The following is a 13,849-nucleotide window of genomic DNA, read 5'->3' as shown; positions in this document are numbered from 1 at the left end:
TAGATGGCCAAAAGTACGCGCCAGCAAGTGTTCGAGGGTATGGAGTTGCTGCCCGAGGCGCTGATCCCCTTTGTCGAAAAGCGCCTGGAGAGCTCGCTTAAGGGTCATTGGCAGGTCCAGGTGCTGGAGAAGCTGCCCGGCCTGCGACCCAACGGTAAGGGCGAAGTGGGCTGGGATCAGGCCGCCCTCTTCAACGCCATGGATCGCTTCTGGATGGACGCGTTCAAGGCCGTGCTTGGTCGCGCCGAGCGATCTTTGGTCAATGAGTTGGTCGACGTCCGCAACAAGCTCTCGCATAACGAGACCTTCACCTACGATGACGCCGAGCGCGCGCTGGACTCCATGCGCCGTCTAATGGAGGCGATCAGCGCCGGCGAGACGGCCGAGCAGCTTTCCAAGATGCGCGATACGATCCTGCGCACGAAATTCACCGAGCTTCAGCGGAATGAAGAGCGTCGCAAGACGCAGCGGCTGGACATCTCTGTCGAAACTGTCGCCGGCCTTTTTCCATGGCGTGAAGTGGTCGAGCCTCACCAGGACGTTGCGACAGGTGAATTCCAGCAGGCCGAATTCGCGGCCGACCTCGGCAAGGTTCATACAGGCAGCGCTCCGGCAGAATACCGTGATCCACAGCAATTCTTCAGCCGGACCTATCTGACCGAAGGCCTAAGTACGCTGCTTGTCGGCGCCGCCAAACGCCTGTCGGGCGGCGGCGGTGATCCGGTGGTCGAGCTGCAAACCAACTTTGGCGGCGGCAAGACCCACTCGATGCTGGCGCTCTATCATATGGCTGGCGGTACGCCGGCGCAGGATCTGTCGGGTCTCGATCAACTGCTCGATGAGCATGGTCTGGCGGTCCCGGCCAAGATCAATCGCGCCGTTCTAGTCGGAACGTCGCGCGGGCCGCAAGACGTTCTCAGCGCCACTGGCGATCGGAAAATCCGCACGACCTGGGGCGAGCTGGCATGGCAGCTCGGGGGTGAAGAAGCCTTCGACATGATCGCGGAGAATGACGCGAAGGGCATCGCGCCTGGGTCGAACCTCCTCGAGGAAATCTTCAAGAAATACTCGCCGTGCCTGATCCTGATCGACGAATGGGTCGCCTATCTGCGCCAAATCTACCGGGTCGAGGGTCTCCCGTCCGGCTCGTTTGATGCGAACCTCTCGTTCGTCCAATCGCTGACCGAAGCCGTGAAGGCGAGCCCGGGCACATTGCTGGTAGCGTCGCTGCCCGCATCGCAGATCGAGGTCGGCGGCGAAGGCGGCCAGGAAGCTCTGGCTCGGCTGAAGCAGACCTTCAGTCGCGTGGAATCGTCATGGCGTCCGGCTTCGCAGGAGGAGAGCTACGAGATCGTTCGACGTCGGCTGTTCAAGCAGATCCCCGGCGATAAATTCCATCATCGCGACAATACGCTCAAGCAGTTCGCCAAGCTTTACCGCGAGAACTCGAACGACTTCCCGCAAGGCTGCGCCGACGAAGATTATCGTCGAAAGCTGGAGAAGGCCTATCCCATCCATCCGGAGCTGTTCGATCAGCTCTACACGAGCTGGGGCTCGCTGGAAAAATTTCAGCGCACGCGCGGCGTTCTGCGGCTTATGGCGCAGGTCATCCACGAATTGTGGATGAACGGTGACCCGTCCGTGATGATCATGCCGGGCAGCGTCTCGGTCAGCTCGCCGCGGGTCGAACCTGAACTGCTGCACTACCTCGATGTGAGTTGGCAGTCGATCATCGCGGCTGACGTCGATGGCACGGCTGCTACGCCATACAAAGTCGATCAGTCCGCGCCGAACCTCAATCGCTACTCAGCGACGCGGCGCGTGGCCCGGGCGATCTTCATGGGTACGGCGCCGACCCATCAGCAGCAGAATACGGGCCTCGACGACAAGCAGATCAATCTGGGCGTCGTCCAGCCCGGCGAGCGCCCGGCCATTTTCGGTGATGCGCTGCGACGGTTGACCAACCAAGCCAAGTTTATGCACGCCGACCTCGGTCGGTACTGGTACTCGATGTCAGCCAGCCTCAACCGCATCGCGGCGGATCGTGCCGCGCAGCTTGAGAGCGCGCTGGTCTTGATGACCATCGACAATGAGTTGACGAAATACATCAACGGCATCGCTGACCGTGGCCATTTCGACGCCGTGCAGGTGGCGCCTTCGACATCGGCGGAGGTGCCCGATGAGGCGGGCGGTGTTCGCGCTGTCGTGCTGGGTGTCGCCCATCCCCACACCGGACGCGACGGATCCGAGGCGCTGACCGAGGCTAAAGAGATCTTGATCCAGCGCGGCAGCACGCCGCGCGTTTATCGCAATATGCTGGTCTTCATCGCGGCCGAGGCACGGCAGCTCGACAACCTCAAGGACGCCGTCCGCTCGGCCTTGGCATGGGGCGAGATCGTTCGCGATACGGATCGGCTCAACCTGACCCAGAGCGACAGCGCGCTGGCCAAAGCGAAGCTAACCGAGGCCAATGAAACCGTCAGGACCCGGCTGAAGGAGGCGTGGTGCTACCTTCATTATCCCGTTCAGGAGAGCGCCCAGGCCGAGGTCGAGTGGGTTTCGGGCAAGGTGCCGGCCCAGGACGGCCTGTTGGCGCGAGCAAGCAAGAAGTTGGTGGCGGAGGAGGGGCTGCTCCCCGAGCTTGGCCCCACTCGCCTTGACCGGGACCTCCAGAAATACATCTGGAACGGCAAGCCGCATCTCTCGCTCAAAGATCTGTGGGAATATCTGACCCGCTACCCCTCCCTGCCCCGCCTTAAGAACCAGGCTGTGCTGGTGAAGACGGTGCAGGCCGCCGTTACGGGAATGCTGCCAGGGCCGTTTGGCTATGCGGAGCGGTGGGACGACAAGACCGACACCTATCTGGGCCTGGCGATCGAGCGCGCCACCAACGCCGCCGTTGTGATCGACAGCGACAGTGTCATCATCAAACCTGACATCGCTGAAGCGCATCGTCCGGCGCCGGTGCAGCCCGGCCCGCCCCCCGTTGCAGGCGCTCCCGCCAGTCCAGAAGGTGTGCCCCCGGCCGCTGGTCCTTCGGACGGAACGCCGGATGCGCCGGCACCGGAGCGTAAGCCGACCCGGTTTTTCGGGACCGTCATGATCTCGGCCGAGCGACCGGCGCGCGAAATCCATCAGATCGTTGAAGCGATCGTGGAGCAACTCACGACGATCCCGGGCAGCGAAGTGACGCTGAAGCTGGAGATTGATGCGGAGGTGCCGGGAGGCCTCGATCGGGCAAAAGTCCGCACGCTCATCGAGAACGCTAACACTTTGGGGTTCATCGACAAAAGTATCGAGTAAAGGTCATCAACCCTTAAGCATCGCAAAATTATCGTGCTGATAATTGGCGTGTATGAGTAAGCTGGCGATGTCGATCTTGGGTGTCAAATGACGGCTGGCGTAAAACCCAGTCGCCGCCTTGGCCTCGATCTGGCGTCCATTCGCTTGGCGCTTTCCATTGCCGAACATCGAAGTCTTCGCCGCGCCGCCTCCGTGATCGGCATCAGCGAGTCGGCACTGAGCCACCGGCTGCGCACACTCGAAGACGTTCTCACCGTGTCGTTGTTCCACCGCTCTTCGGAGGGTGTGGAGCCGACCCAAGCGGGCCTGATCTTTTTCGACCAGGCCCGTGAGGCGCTGCGCGTGCTGGATCTCGCGGTCGCCAATGCCGGAGCAATCAGCCGCGGTGTCGCCGGCCGGTTGACGCTCGGCCTCTATACTTCGCTCTCGACGGGCCGCCTGCGCGACGCGCTTGCCGCCTACACAGCGGAACATCCCGAGGTCGATCTCCAGATCGTGGAGGGGGATCGATCGCAGATGGTTGAGGGCATAAGTTCGCGGGCGATCGACATGGCCGTGCTGCTGGGCGCTCCCGACGTCAAACTCGGCGAACCAATGCCGCTATGGCGCGAGCGTCTCCACGTCGTCCTGATCGCGGATCACCCCTTGGCCACGAACGCTGACATTGCGTGGGCTGATGTCGAAGACGAGGATTTTCTTGTGTCTGGGCGGGGGGCCGGACCCGAGGCCCTTCAGCTATTGGCGGCGAGGCTTGCTGGCCCAGGTCGGAGTCTCGCTACCCGGTCTCATTTTATCAGCAGGGAGACGGCGCTATCCATGGTGGGCATGGGCCTCGGCATCACCTTGATGATCGAATCCGATCTGGGGCGGCTGCCTGAAGGTGTGGTGGCGGTGCCGCTCGCCAGCGAGGCGGACGACGCCCTGGTGCCGCTGACGGCGTATCGTGATCCGGGAAACGATAACCCGCCACTGCGGCGGTTCTGGTCGTTGCTCAAGAGCGGCTATGTCGAGCCGTCGCCGTCGCCCGAGGGCTGAGCCTTAGCCCGACGGGCTTTGGCGAAAGCGCGATCCGAAGCCATGAACCGCGCTAGCATTGGCGCGATCAACTTGGTCGGCTCGGTCTTCGTGCCGGTCTCCCGCGCCAAGACGTCGGCATAGGCGGTCAGGTCACGGTGAATTGCAGCGGGCAGTTCGATCGTCAGACGAACCGGGCGGTCATCAACCAGCGCGCCGAGTTTGAGCATTGTCATCGGTTCAGCCTCTATAAGGTTCGAGGACGAGATCGCGGGTGACGATCACGCGGACCGGGAAGCCAGGGCGGATGGTGATGGTGGGCTGGATACTCAGCGAGCGGCCGACAATCTGCCGTCCTGTCTGGCTGATGCTGTCGGATCCGCCACGCCGTATCGCCTGAAGCAGGTCGCTCTCATCCGAGGATGTGCCTGCTTCCGACCCGACGCTCAGCAGGGTGGACAGCATCGCGGCCCGGAATAGTTGCCCCCAATGGTTGTCTACCTTGTCTTCAAGTCCGGCATAGCCGGAGGCGTCGGCACCGGGCTGACGCTCCAGGATGATCGAGCGGCCGTTGGGGAGGATCAGGCGGCTCCAGACCAGAAGCGCCCGGGATTGGCCGAAACTGACCTGTGCGTCGTACTGTCCAATCAGTCGGGCACCCTGGGGGATGAGCAAGATGCGCCCGGTGGGGCCATCATAGACATTCTCGGTGACTTGTGCGGTGATCTGGCCGGGCAGGTCCGAGCGCAGGCCCGTCACCATCGCTGCGGCAATCACAGCGCCCGCTTGCACGGTATAGGGACTCGCCGGGGCCTGAAGCGTTTCGGTACTGATCGTGCGCCGGTCAGCGGGACCGCCCAAGAATGCCGACCTCCGATCGCCTTCGCTTGGCGGCGGTGTCGGTTGACCGCTTCCGGCCGCGAGGGCGCCGAATTGCGGCGACGCCGCTCCCGGCATCTCGAGCCCAGCGGCTGAAGGACCGCTGCCGGGCGTGCGGGATTCCCCCGCGAACAGTCGACTGGCGCGAGCGGCCTCGCGTTCCTGAGCGATCCGCTGACGCTCCTGCGCAACGCGCTGGGCTTCCGGATCCGGCGCGGTCGCGGGTGCCGGAGCGCCCGGGATAGGACCGGGCTGGATGCCGTTGTTGAGCATGGGGCGTCCGAGATCGCCGGGGAGCGGCGGCCCGAGCGGCGGCACTTCACGAGGCACCCCGGCATAGGATGTAGGCAGCCGCGACAGGCCGTCGGCCGTGGTCCTGTTGTCGGTGTTATAAAGCTCGGCGGTCGTTGTCGGTCGGCTGGATTGCAGCGCCCATATCAACGATCCGCCGATGGCGACGGCCGAAACGCCCGCGATGAGGCCGAGCACTTTTCGCGAAAGGCGGACGACCTTGGGCCGGTCGGGCCGAAGACGCAGCTCAGCGGCGATTTCGCGCTCTGGCCGAGGAGGATCGTCCGGCGTTTGCTCAGGAACGGGGCCGGTCACGATGCCGGCCTCGCGTCAATGCGAACGATACGGACGCGCCGTTGGCGGTCTCCGCCCAGGCGAAGCTCAGCGCCGCCAAAGAGACGGTCAACGACCATGTAGCGGCCGCGCACACGGTAGTTCACCAGTTCGGCATTGCCCTGTGCGCCGATGATCCAGAGCGGGGGCATCTCGCCCTGCGCAATGCCAGTTGGAAACTCGATGAAGACCTGCCGCCCGTCGTCGAAGGCCCTAACCGGTCGCCAAGCCGGATTGTCGCCTTCGATCCGGTAGCGAAAGTTCAGCGACTCCAGCGCCGGCAACGGCGAGGTCGCTGCCGTCTCCGCGGCCTGTGCTTGTGAGTTCTGGCGGCGTAGGGCGATGAGCTGGTCCTGCGGATAAGACCAGGAAACACTGGCCATGTAGGTGCGCTCGGCCGCCCGCAGTTCGAGATGATACGTCCGGCGATCGGTATTGATCACCAAGTTGGTCTGAAGATCGGCGCGCGTCGGCTTGACGAGGATATGGATCCTTCGGGTCGGCCCGCTGCCGCTTTCCGTATCACCGATGATCCAGCGCACCGTGTCGCCGGCGGCCACAGGTCCTGTGCCGACCAGTTGCTCACCCGCTTCGAGGGCGATGTCGGTCACCTGGCCCGGCGCTGTGTACACTTGGTACAGCGCGCCATCCGAATAGGGATAGACCTGAACCGCGTTGAAATAGCCGGACCGGCTTGGCTGAATGCGGGCCGCGCCATTGGCGGCTTCCACCCGTGCGCGCGGGTCGGCCGGCTCCGGTGTCTGCGAGGGGGGCGGTGGAATGCGTTGGAGTTGGCCTGGCAGAGGCAAGGGCGTCGGAATCTGCACGATTTCGACCGGCTTGGGCGGCTCGACCTCGGGCGTCGCCGGCTGCGGGGCCGCGACAGGATCATAGGTGATCTCCGGCGGCTTCCAGGTATGCGAACAGGCCGCGAGCGATACCGACGCAAGCATGATGGTTGTAACGGGGATCAGTCGCATCAGCCGAGCTCCTTCGACCAATTGAGGGCATGGACGTACACACCGAGCGGATTCTTGCGCAGGCGCTCGACGTCACGAGGGGTTTGGATTGTGATGGTCAGGATGGCCGTCCAGCGCTCGGTGGCCGCGAGCGCCCCATCGACGTATCGCCGCTCGACCCAAGCAACGCGAAAGCTCCCCGGTGACGCTCGGATGACACTGGAGACATCGACCGCGACCTGTTCCCTGCCGACCTTGGCAAACGGGTCGTTGACCCGGGCATAGTCGTTAAGCGCCAGCGCGCCTTGATCGGTCGTATAGTCGTAGGCGCGTAGCCAGTTCTGGCGCAGCACGATCGGGTCCGCCGGGATTGAGCGGGTTTCCTCGATAAAGCGGGCGAGATGCCAAGCGATCTGAGGATCGGTCGGCCGATAGCCGGTCTCTGCTGGCGAGATCGCCTGGGCTTGCCCGAGCCGGTCAACTTGCACGACCCACGGCACGACCGTTCCAGACATGGCTTGCCAAACGACGGCAGCGGACAGGCCGGCAGACAGGAACAGCGAGCCGAACGCCATCAGTCGCCAGTTGCGAGCCTGGATGCGCGCAGACCCGATGCGGTCATCCCAAGCCTGAGCGGCACGTTGATAAGGGGTCTCGGGTTCGGGCGTCCGGCCGTAACGGCTGGACGGTCGTTTGAAGAACATCATTCACCCTCTCGAATGCTGACAGAAGAGCCTGCGCCGCCTCCATCGCCGGCACGGACGGCATGGATGGCGGTCTGGATGCCGTGCGCGGCTGATTGGCGTCGACGCATCGATTTGGCCCAGGCGGGCTCCCCGGAGGCGGAGCCCGCATCGTTGGCCGGGCTGGCGTCGGTCCCTCCGGTTACTTTGCCGCCCATGGCTTCGAACGCCGCCCGACCACCGGCTTGGTAGCGCTGCCCCATCTCAGCGGCTGCTCTGCGGAGCGGCGAGGCCGCTGCGGAAGCCCCGGCTTGCGCGACGCCGGATAGTCCGCCCGCAACGCTGCCACCTTTGGCGGCGCTTCCAAGTTGATAGGCCGTCGAAGCGCCGCCAGCGACACTGGCTCCGCCCCGCACGGCCGCCATCGCCGCACCGCCCGCCATGCGCGCGCCGGCTGCGCCAGCAAGGAGCGCGCCGCCGGCAGCCAGTCCAGTGCCAACGGCTGCCCCGGCGCCAAGCTGCGGGCCGCCCGAGACGATGCCATTGGCGATCGAGGGGCCAAAAATGCCAAGGCCGAGCAGCGACAGCGCAGCAAGCACCAGCGCCATCGCGTCTTCGATTGTGGGCTGGGCCTGAAAACCTTGCGTGAACTCGCCGAACAACGTCGATCCGATGCCGACCACAACGGCGAGCACCAGCACCTTCACGCCTGAACTGATCACGAGACCAAGCACTCGTTCAGCCATGAACGCGGTCTTGTTGAACAGGCCAAAGGGCACGAGCACGAAGCCGCATAAGGTCGCGAGCTTGAACTCGATCAAGCTGATGAAGAGCTGGATGGCGAGGATGAAGAAAGACAGCAGCACGATCGCCCAGGCCAGCAGCAGGACGACGATCTGGATGAAATTCTCGAAGAAGCTGATGTAGCCCATCAGCCCGGAGATGGACTCCAGGATGGGCCTGCCGGCATCGAAGCCGACTTGGGCAACGCGACCGGGGCGAAGAAACTCCGCAGCCGTCAGCCCTGTGCCCGATGCCTTCAGCCCGAGCCCCGCAAAGCTTTCAAAGACGATGCGGGCCAGCGTGTTCCAGTTGCCGATAATGAAGGCGAACGCACCCACGAAAAGGGTCTTCTTGACCAGGCGGGCGAGGATATCCTCGTCTGCACCCCAGGCCCAAAACAGCGCAGCGAGCGTTACGTCGATGACGATCAGGGTTGAGGCCAACCACGCGACTTCGCCCTGAAGCAAGCCAAAGCCGCTATCGATATAGCGGGTAAAGACTTCCAGAAAGCGGTCGATGACCCCGGTGCCCTGCATCAGCGTTGCTCCTGTCGGCTAATCGGAGCGCCGGCATTTTCGTTGACGGCTGGCGCCTGCGTGTTCGGGGCGCCGAGAAACCGGCGGCGATTTTCAGACCACGCCCGTTTGCAGCCTGGATCATCGATCGCGGGCGAACCCAGGTCGTTGCAGCGGATCAGTTCGGCTTCGAGCGGATCGCGCGCGATCGTCGTGGCGGGGTTTCTTTCGGCCGGCCTGTCGGGGCGGGCGGCCGCCATGAAACACCCCGCGATCGCGACCATCACCGCCGCGACAGTGCCGACGACGAGGATCCGACCAGGCTTTGGTCGCTGGAGCCTGTCGGCGAGCAATGCAGGCCAGCGCATCGGCCCGCTCAGCGATCGTGGAACATGGTGACCTCGGTGGGCTGGTAGCCCTGACCCGGAGTCAGAAAACGGCGAAGCTGCTCGCGACCTTGGTCCGCAGCCGCCGCGCGCTGCGCCGCTTCAAGGTTTTGCGCACGCCCCTGCGCCGCGACGGCGGCAGTCAGATCGGACAGTTGCTGGGCCTGGAGCGCCAGAAGCTGATTGCCGGCTTGGGTCGCCTGCAGCGCGCCGGTGGCGGACTGGCTGGAACCTACCAATGCCGCCATCTGCGTGCGGTTGGTTTCGATATTGCCGACGACGCCGGCCTGCACACGCATCGCATCCTGAAGTGCGCTGACCGATGTCTGCCAACGCTGGCGGGCCGATGCGAAGAGCGCCTGATCGGAACTGGAGGCGCTGGCTGGCGCGTAGCTGGTCTGGAAGGCGCGATCGATCTGCTGCACGTCATAGGCAATGCTCTGCGCCTGCCCCAGCAGTTGCTGGGTCCTAGCGACCGACTGCTGGAGTTCTTGCAACGAGGAGTAGGGCAGGCTCGCCAGATTGCGGGCCTGATTGATGAGGCTTTGCGCCTCGTTTTGCAGCGAGGTGATCTGGTTGGTGACCTGCTGGAGCGAGCGCGCGGCCTGCAGGACGTTTTGGGTATAGTTGGTCGGGTCCCAGACCGTGATCTGGGCCTGAGATGGCATCGGCAACGTGGCCAATGTCAGGGCGGCGAGACCGGCAGTCCATGCCGGACGAAATCGAAGTTTCATGGCATTTTCTCCTTTTGCGGGGTGATGATCAGGTCGGTCGCCCAAGCGACGCCGCGGGCCTCAAGCCAGGCCTTGGCAAAGCCGGTCGGGCCATGTTCGGCCATCAGCCGAGCAATGAGGATTTGATCGCCCTTGCTGGACGCCGCTGTGAAGGCGAGCGCCACCTCGCCCAGACCCAGCTCGAACAGACGATTTCCGCGGCGTGACTGGCAGTAATAGTCACGCTTCGGGGTGGCGCGGCTGAGGATCTCGATCTGACGATCGTTGAGTCCGAAGCGTTCGTAGATTGTCGCGATCTGGGGCTCGAGCGCGCGCTCGTTAGGCAGGAAGAGCCGCGTCGGGCAACTCTCGATAATGGCCGGCGCAATCGCCGAACCGTCGATGTCGGCGAGCGATTGGGTGGCGAAAATCACGCTCGCGTTCTTTTTTCGCAGCGTCTTCAGCCATTCGCGGAGCTGGCTGGCAAAGCCTTCGTCATCGAGGGCAAGCCAGCCTTCGTCGACGATCAACAGCGTGGGACGACCATCCAGACGATGTTCGATCCGGTGAAAGAGGTAGGCAAGCACGGCTGCGGCGGCGCCCGTGCCGATCAGGCCTTCGGTTTCGAAGGCGAGCACGTCGGCTGACCCGACACGCTCGGTCTCGGCATCGAGTAGACGACCCCAAGGCCCACCGACGCAATAGGGCTTGAGCGCTTGTTTGAGCGCCTGGCTCTGGAGCAAGACCGATAGCCCCGTGAGGGTGCGTTCGGACTTTGGGGCCGACGCCAGATTGTTGAGCGCCGACCAGACATGCTCCTTTACGTCGGGCGTAATGTCGATCTTCTCGCGGGCCAGGATGGCGGCAACCCACTCGGCCGCCCATGCGCGTTCTTCTTCGGCATCGATCCCGGCCAGCGGCTGCAAGGCGACCGGTTCGCTCGCGTCTTCGGCGAGTGAGCCGCCAAGGTCGTGCCAGTCACCACTCATCGCCAGCGCGGCTGCCCGGATTGAGCCGCCGAAGTCGAAGGCAAAGATCTGCGACCGGGCATAGCGGCGAAACTGGAGCGCCATCAGCGCCAATAGCACCGACTTGCCGGCGCCCGTTGGGCCGACAACCAGTGTGTGTCCGACGTCGCCGACGTGGAGCGAAAAGCGGAATGGCGTCGACCCTTCGGTCTTGGCCAGAAAGAGTGGCGGAGCATCAAAATGCTCGTCGCGTTCCGGTCCCGCCCAGACCGCGGAGAACGGCATCATATGCGCGAGGTTCAGGGTCGAGACCGGCGGCTGGCGGACATTGGCATAAACGTGCCCCGGCAGGCTGCCGAGCCAGGCCTCGACGGCGTTGACGCGCTCGACCATGCAGGTGAAGTCGCGGCCCTGGATTACCTTTTCGACGAGCCTCAGGCGCTCATCGGCGATGCGAGGGTCATCGTTCCAGATGGTCACGGTTGCGGTGACATAGGCCGCTCCCACCAGATCAGAGCCGAGTTCCTGAAGCGCCATGTCGGCGTCCACGGCCTTATTGGCGGCGTCGCTGTCCATGAGGGCTGAGGCCTCGTTCGTCATGATTTCCTTGAGCATCGCGGCGATGGATTTGCGCTTGGCGAACCATTGGCGGCGAATACGGCCCAGGACTCTCGCCGCGTCGGTCTTGTCGAGGCAGATCGCCCGGGTGACCCACCGATAATCGAAGGCGAGGCGGTTGAGGTCGTCCAGCAGACCCGGCCAGGTTTGCGACGGAAAGCCCATGATGGTCAGCGTGCGCAGGTGAGCCTGACCCAGGCGAGGTTCTAGCCCGCCAGTGAGCACCTGATCGGCCAGGATGGCGTCGAGGTGCATGGGGGTTTCGGGCACCCGGACTTGATGCCGGTGGGTCGAGACCGTCGCGTGCAGATAGGTCAGGGTCTCAATGTCGCTGAGCCACGCGGTTTCGGGCATGAACCCGTCAACGAGGTTGAGGACGCGGTCGGTGCGATCGATGAAGGTGGCGAGTTGCTCGTGACCGTTGATCCCGGATTGCTCGCGGCCCTCGTACAGCCAGGCCTCGGCGCGTGCCGCGTCCTCGGCCGGCGGCAACCAGACCAGTGACAGGTAATAGGAAGATTCATAGTGCGCGCCCGCTTCGTCGAACTGTGCTCTGCGCTCGAAATCGACGAGATTGGAGACACCGTCCGGAAACGTGCCAGGCGGATAGGCACTGGCCGGATGGCGCTGCGCCTCGACGAAGATCGCCCATCCGGAGCCAAGACGCCGCAAGGCATTGTTGAGCCGTGAGGTCGTGGAGACCAACTCGGCGGGTGTTGCGCTATCGAGATCCGGACCGCGGAACCGGGCAGTGCGCTGAAAGCTGCCGTCCTTGTTGAGGATGACGCCTTCGGCGACCAATGCCGCCCACGGCAGAAAATCGGAGAGAGCTTGGGATTTCCCGCGATACTCGGAGAGATTCAGCACGACCGGTCTCACGCGCCGAAATGGGTCGGGTAGCGAAGGTGGCGGCGCACCACGTCGACGAAGGCGGGGTCGCGCCGCGCTGCCCATACGGCGGCCATGTGCCCGACGAGCCAGATCAGCAGGCCAGCCAGCCAAAGCCGCAACCCCAGCCCCAGAGCTGCGGCGAGCGTGCCATTGATGATGGCCAGCGAGCGCGGAGCGCCACCGAGAAGGATTGGTTCGGTTAGGCTGCGCCGAACCGGGGCATAGAAGCCGACGGCGGGTTCATCTGCGCCAAGCATCAGACCAGCGCCCCGCCGCCGAACGAGAAGAAGGAAAGGAAAAACGAGCTGGCCGCGAAGGCGATCGAAAGCCCGAAGACGATCTGGACCATCTTGCGAGCACCGCCCGAGGTGTCGCCAAAAGCGAGCGTGAGCCCGGTGACGATGATGATCATCACCGCGATGATCTTGGCGACGGGTCCCTGAATTGACTCCAGGATCGACTGGAGCGGCGCCTCCCACGGCATGTTGGAGCCGGCGGCGTAGGCAGGTGCGGTTGTGATCGCGAGCAGCGCGAAGGTTGCTGCGCCGGTCAAGCAGCGACGGAACATTGTCATGGCAGGTCTCCTGGCGAAGGTTGGAGGTGGTGGATGAGCCGGTAGTCGCCCTCCGGGGTCAGCCCTTCGACGCGCATGAGCTCGGCGAGCCGGCGGGTGGTGCCGCGGCCGGAGAGAACAGCGATCAGGTCAATGGTCTCGGCGATCAGCGCGCGCGGCACTGTGATCACCGCTTCCTGGATGAGCTGTTCGAGACGCCGCAGAGCGCCAAGCGCGGAGCCGGCGTGTAAGGTGCCGACACCGCCGGGGTGGCCTGTGCCCCATGCTTTGATCAGGTCGAGCGCTTCGCCGCCGCGCACCTCACCAATCGGGATCCGGTCAGGACGCAGGCGCAGCGCCGAGCGAACCAGGTCGGTCAAGCTCGCTGCGCCGTCCTTGGTCCGTAGCGCCACCAGATTTGGGGCCGCGCACTGCAATTCGCGGGTGTCTTCGATAAGCACCACCCGGTCGCCGGTTCTGGCGACCTCGGCGAGCAAGGCGTTGACGAGTGTCGTTTTGCCGGTGGACGTCCCGCCAACCACCAAGATGTTCTTGCGGGCGTAAACGCCAGCGCGGAGACTCTCGGCCTGGTCGGCGGTCATGATCCCCGCCTCGACATAATCGGTCAGGGTGAAGACGGCGACGGCGGGCTTACGGATGGCGAAGCTGGGCGCGGCGACGACGGGAGGCAGCAAGCCCTCAAAGCGCTCACCGGTTTCGGGGAGTTCGGCCGAGACCCGCGGGTTGCCGCCATGGACCTCGGCTCCGACGTGGTGGGCCACCAGCCTGACGATGCGCTCGCCGTCTGCCGCGTTGATGCGTGCGCCGGTATCCTCCAGGCCGCCCGCGAGCCGGTCAATCCACAGACGGCCATCAGGGTTGAGCATAACTTCGACGACGCCCGGGTCATCGAGAAACCCGGCGATGTCGGCGCCTAGCGCGGTCCGCAACATCCGTGCG

General features: G+C 64.3%; 13 protein-coding genes. 2 read left to right on the top strand and 11 right to left on the bottom strand.

The features are described 5' to 3' along the window. Window positions 1–3 precede the first annotated feature (3 nt). Both BFL28_RS14750 and BFL28_RS14745 read left to right on the top strand, forming a co-directional pair. On the top strand, window positions 4–3,303 hold the full coding sequence (locus tag BFL28_RS14750; RefSeq protein WP_069321300.1) for a DUF499 domain-containing protein: 3,300 nt from the start codon (window positions 4–6) through the stop codon (window positions 3,301–3,303). Between the two features lie 87 nt (window positions 3,304–3,390). Then, window positions 3,391–4,338: a LysR family transcriptional regulator gene (locus BFL28_RS14745; RefSeq protein WP_079247184.1), complete on the top strand. Its 948-nt coding sequence runs from the start codon at window positions 3,391–3,393 to the stop codon at window positions 4,336–4,338. Here the strand turns inward: BFL28_RS14745 and BFL28_RS14740 are convergent. Genes BFL28_RS14740 through trbB form a run of 11 tightly spaced genes read right to left on the bottom strand, consistent with a single transcriptional unit; the run spans window position 4,305 to window position 13,842 of the window. After that, window positions 4,305–4,553 carry a DUF2274 domain-containing protein gene (locus BFL28_RS14740; RefSeq protein WP_069321298.1) on the bottom strand — a complete coding sequence of 83 codons (249 nt, stop codon included), beginning with the start codon at window positions 4,551–4,553 and terminating at the stop codon, window positions 4,305–4,307. The two genes, BFL28_RS14745 and BFL28_RS14740, sit on opposite strands and share 34 nt — an antisense overlap. A gap of 4 nt (window positions 4,554–4,557) precedes the next feature. After that, entirely contained in the window at window positions 4,558–5,802 is a 1,245-nt protein-coding gene (locus BFL28_RS14735; RefSeq protein ID WP_069321297.1) for a TraB/TrbI/VirB10 family type IV secretion system protein, read from the bottom strand. Beyond that, window positions 5,799–6,800: a P-type conjugative transfer protein TrbG gene (gene trbG / locus BFL28_RS14730; protein ID WP_069321296.1), complete on the bottom strand. Its 1,002-nt coding sequence runs from the start codon at window positions 6,798–6,800 to the stop codon at window positions 5,799–5,801. The genes BFL28_RS14735 and trbG overlap by 4 nt, the downstream gene beginning before the upstream one ends. Further along, window positions 6,800–7,483, bottom strand: a complete 684-nt coding sequence (gene trbF / locus BFL28_RS14725) for a conjugal transfer protein TrbF (RefSeq protein ID WP_428842952.1) — start codon at window positions 7,481–7,483, stop codon at window positions 6,800–6,802. The genes trbG and trbF overlap by 1 nt, the downstream gene beginning before the upstream one ends. Beyond that, on the bottom strand, window positions 7,483–8,781 hold the full coding sequence (gene trbL, locus BFL28_RS14720) for a P-type conjugative transfer protein TrbL (RefSeq protein ID WP_011157780.1): 1,299 nt from the start codon (window positions 8,779–8,781) through the stop codon (window positions 7,483–7,485). Before trbL ends, trbF begins: the two co-directional genes overlap by 1 nt. Then, window positions 8,781–9,128 (bottom strand): putative entry exclusion protein TrbK-alt, encoded by a 348-nt coding sequence (gene trbK-alt / locus BFL28_RS14715; RefSeq protein ID WP_069321295.1) that lies wholly within the window; start codon window positions 9,126–9,128, stop codon window positions 8,781–8,783. Before trbK-alt ends, trbL begins: the two co-directional genes overlap by 1 nt. Before the next feature lie 8 nt (window positions 9,129–9,136). Beyond that, a complete protein-coding gene (gene trbJ, locus BFL28_RS14710; RefSeq protein ID WP_069321294.1) occupies window positions 9,137–9,880 on the bottom strand; it encodes a P-type conjugative transfer protein TrbJ in 744 nt (247 codons plus the stop codon). After that, window positions 9,877–12,312: a conjugal transfer protein TrbE gene (gene trbE, locus BFL28_RS14705; RefSeq protein WP_069321293.1), complete on the bottom strand. Its 2,436-nt coding sequence runs from the start codon at window positions 12,310–12,312 to the stop codon at window positions 9,877–9,879. Before trbE ends, trbJ begins: the two co-directional genes overlap by 4 nt. A gap of 8 nt (window positions 12,313–12,320) precedes the next feature. Further along, window positions 12,321–12,593, bottom strand: coding sequence for a VirB3 family type IV secretion system protein (locus BFL28_RS14700; RefSeq protein WP_011157784.1), 273 nt, complete (start codon window positions 12,591–12,593; stop codon window positions 12,321–12,323). Next, window positions 12,593–12,904: a TrbC/VirB2 family type IV secretion system protein gene (locus BFL28_RS14695; protein WP_234803422.1), complete on the bottom strand. Its 312-nt coding sequence runs from the start codon at window positions 12,902–12,904 to the stop codon at window positions 12,593–12,595. Before BFL28_RS14695 ends, BFL28_RS14700 begins: the two co-directional genes overlap by 1 nt. A 2-nt stretch (window positions 12,905–12,906) precedes the next feature. Continuing rightward, complete coding sequence (gene trbB / locus BFL28_RS14690) at window positions 12,907–13,842, bottom strand: P-type conjugative transfer ATPase TrbB (protein WP_069321292.1); 936 nt, start codon at window positions 13,840–13,842, stop codon at window positions 12,907–12,909. Window positions 13,843–13,849: the final 7 nt, after the last annotated feature.

The organism is Sphingomonas turrisvirgatae (genome assembly GCF_001721295.1).
In the GTDB taxonomy this organism is placed as follows: Bacteria; Pseudomonadota; Alphaproteobacteria; order Sphingomonadales; family Sphingomonadaceae; genus Sphingomonas; species Sphingomonas turrisvirgatae.
This window is presented reverse-complemented; position numbering and strand designations above follow the sequence as displayed.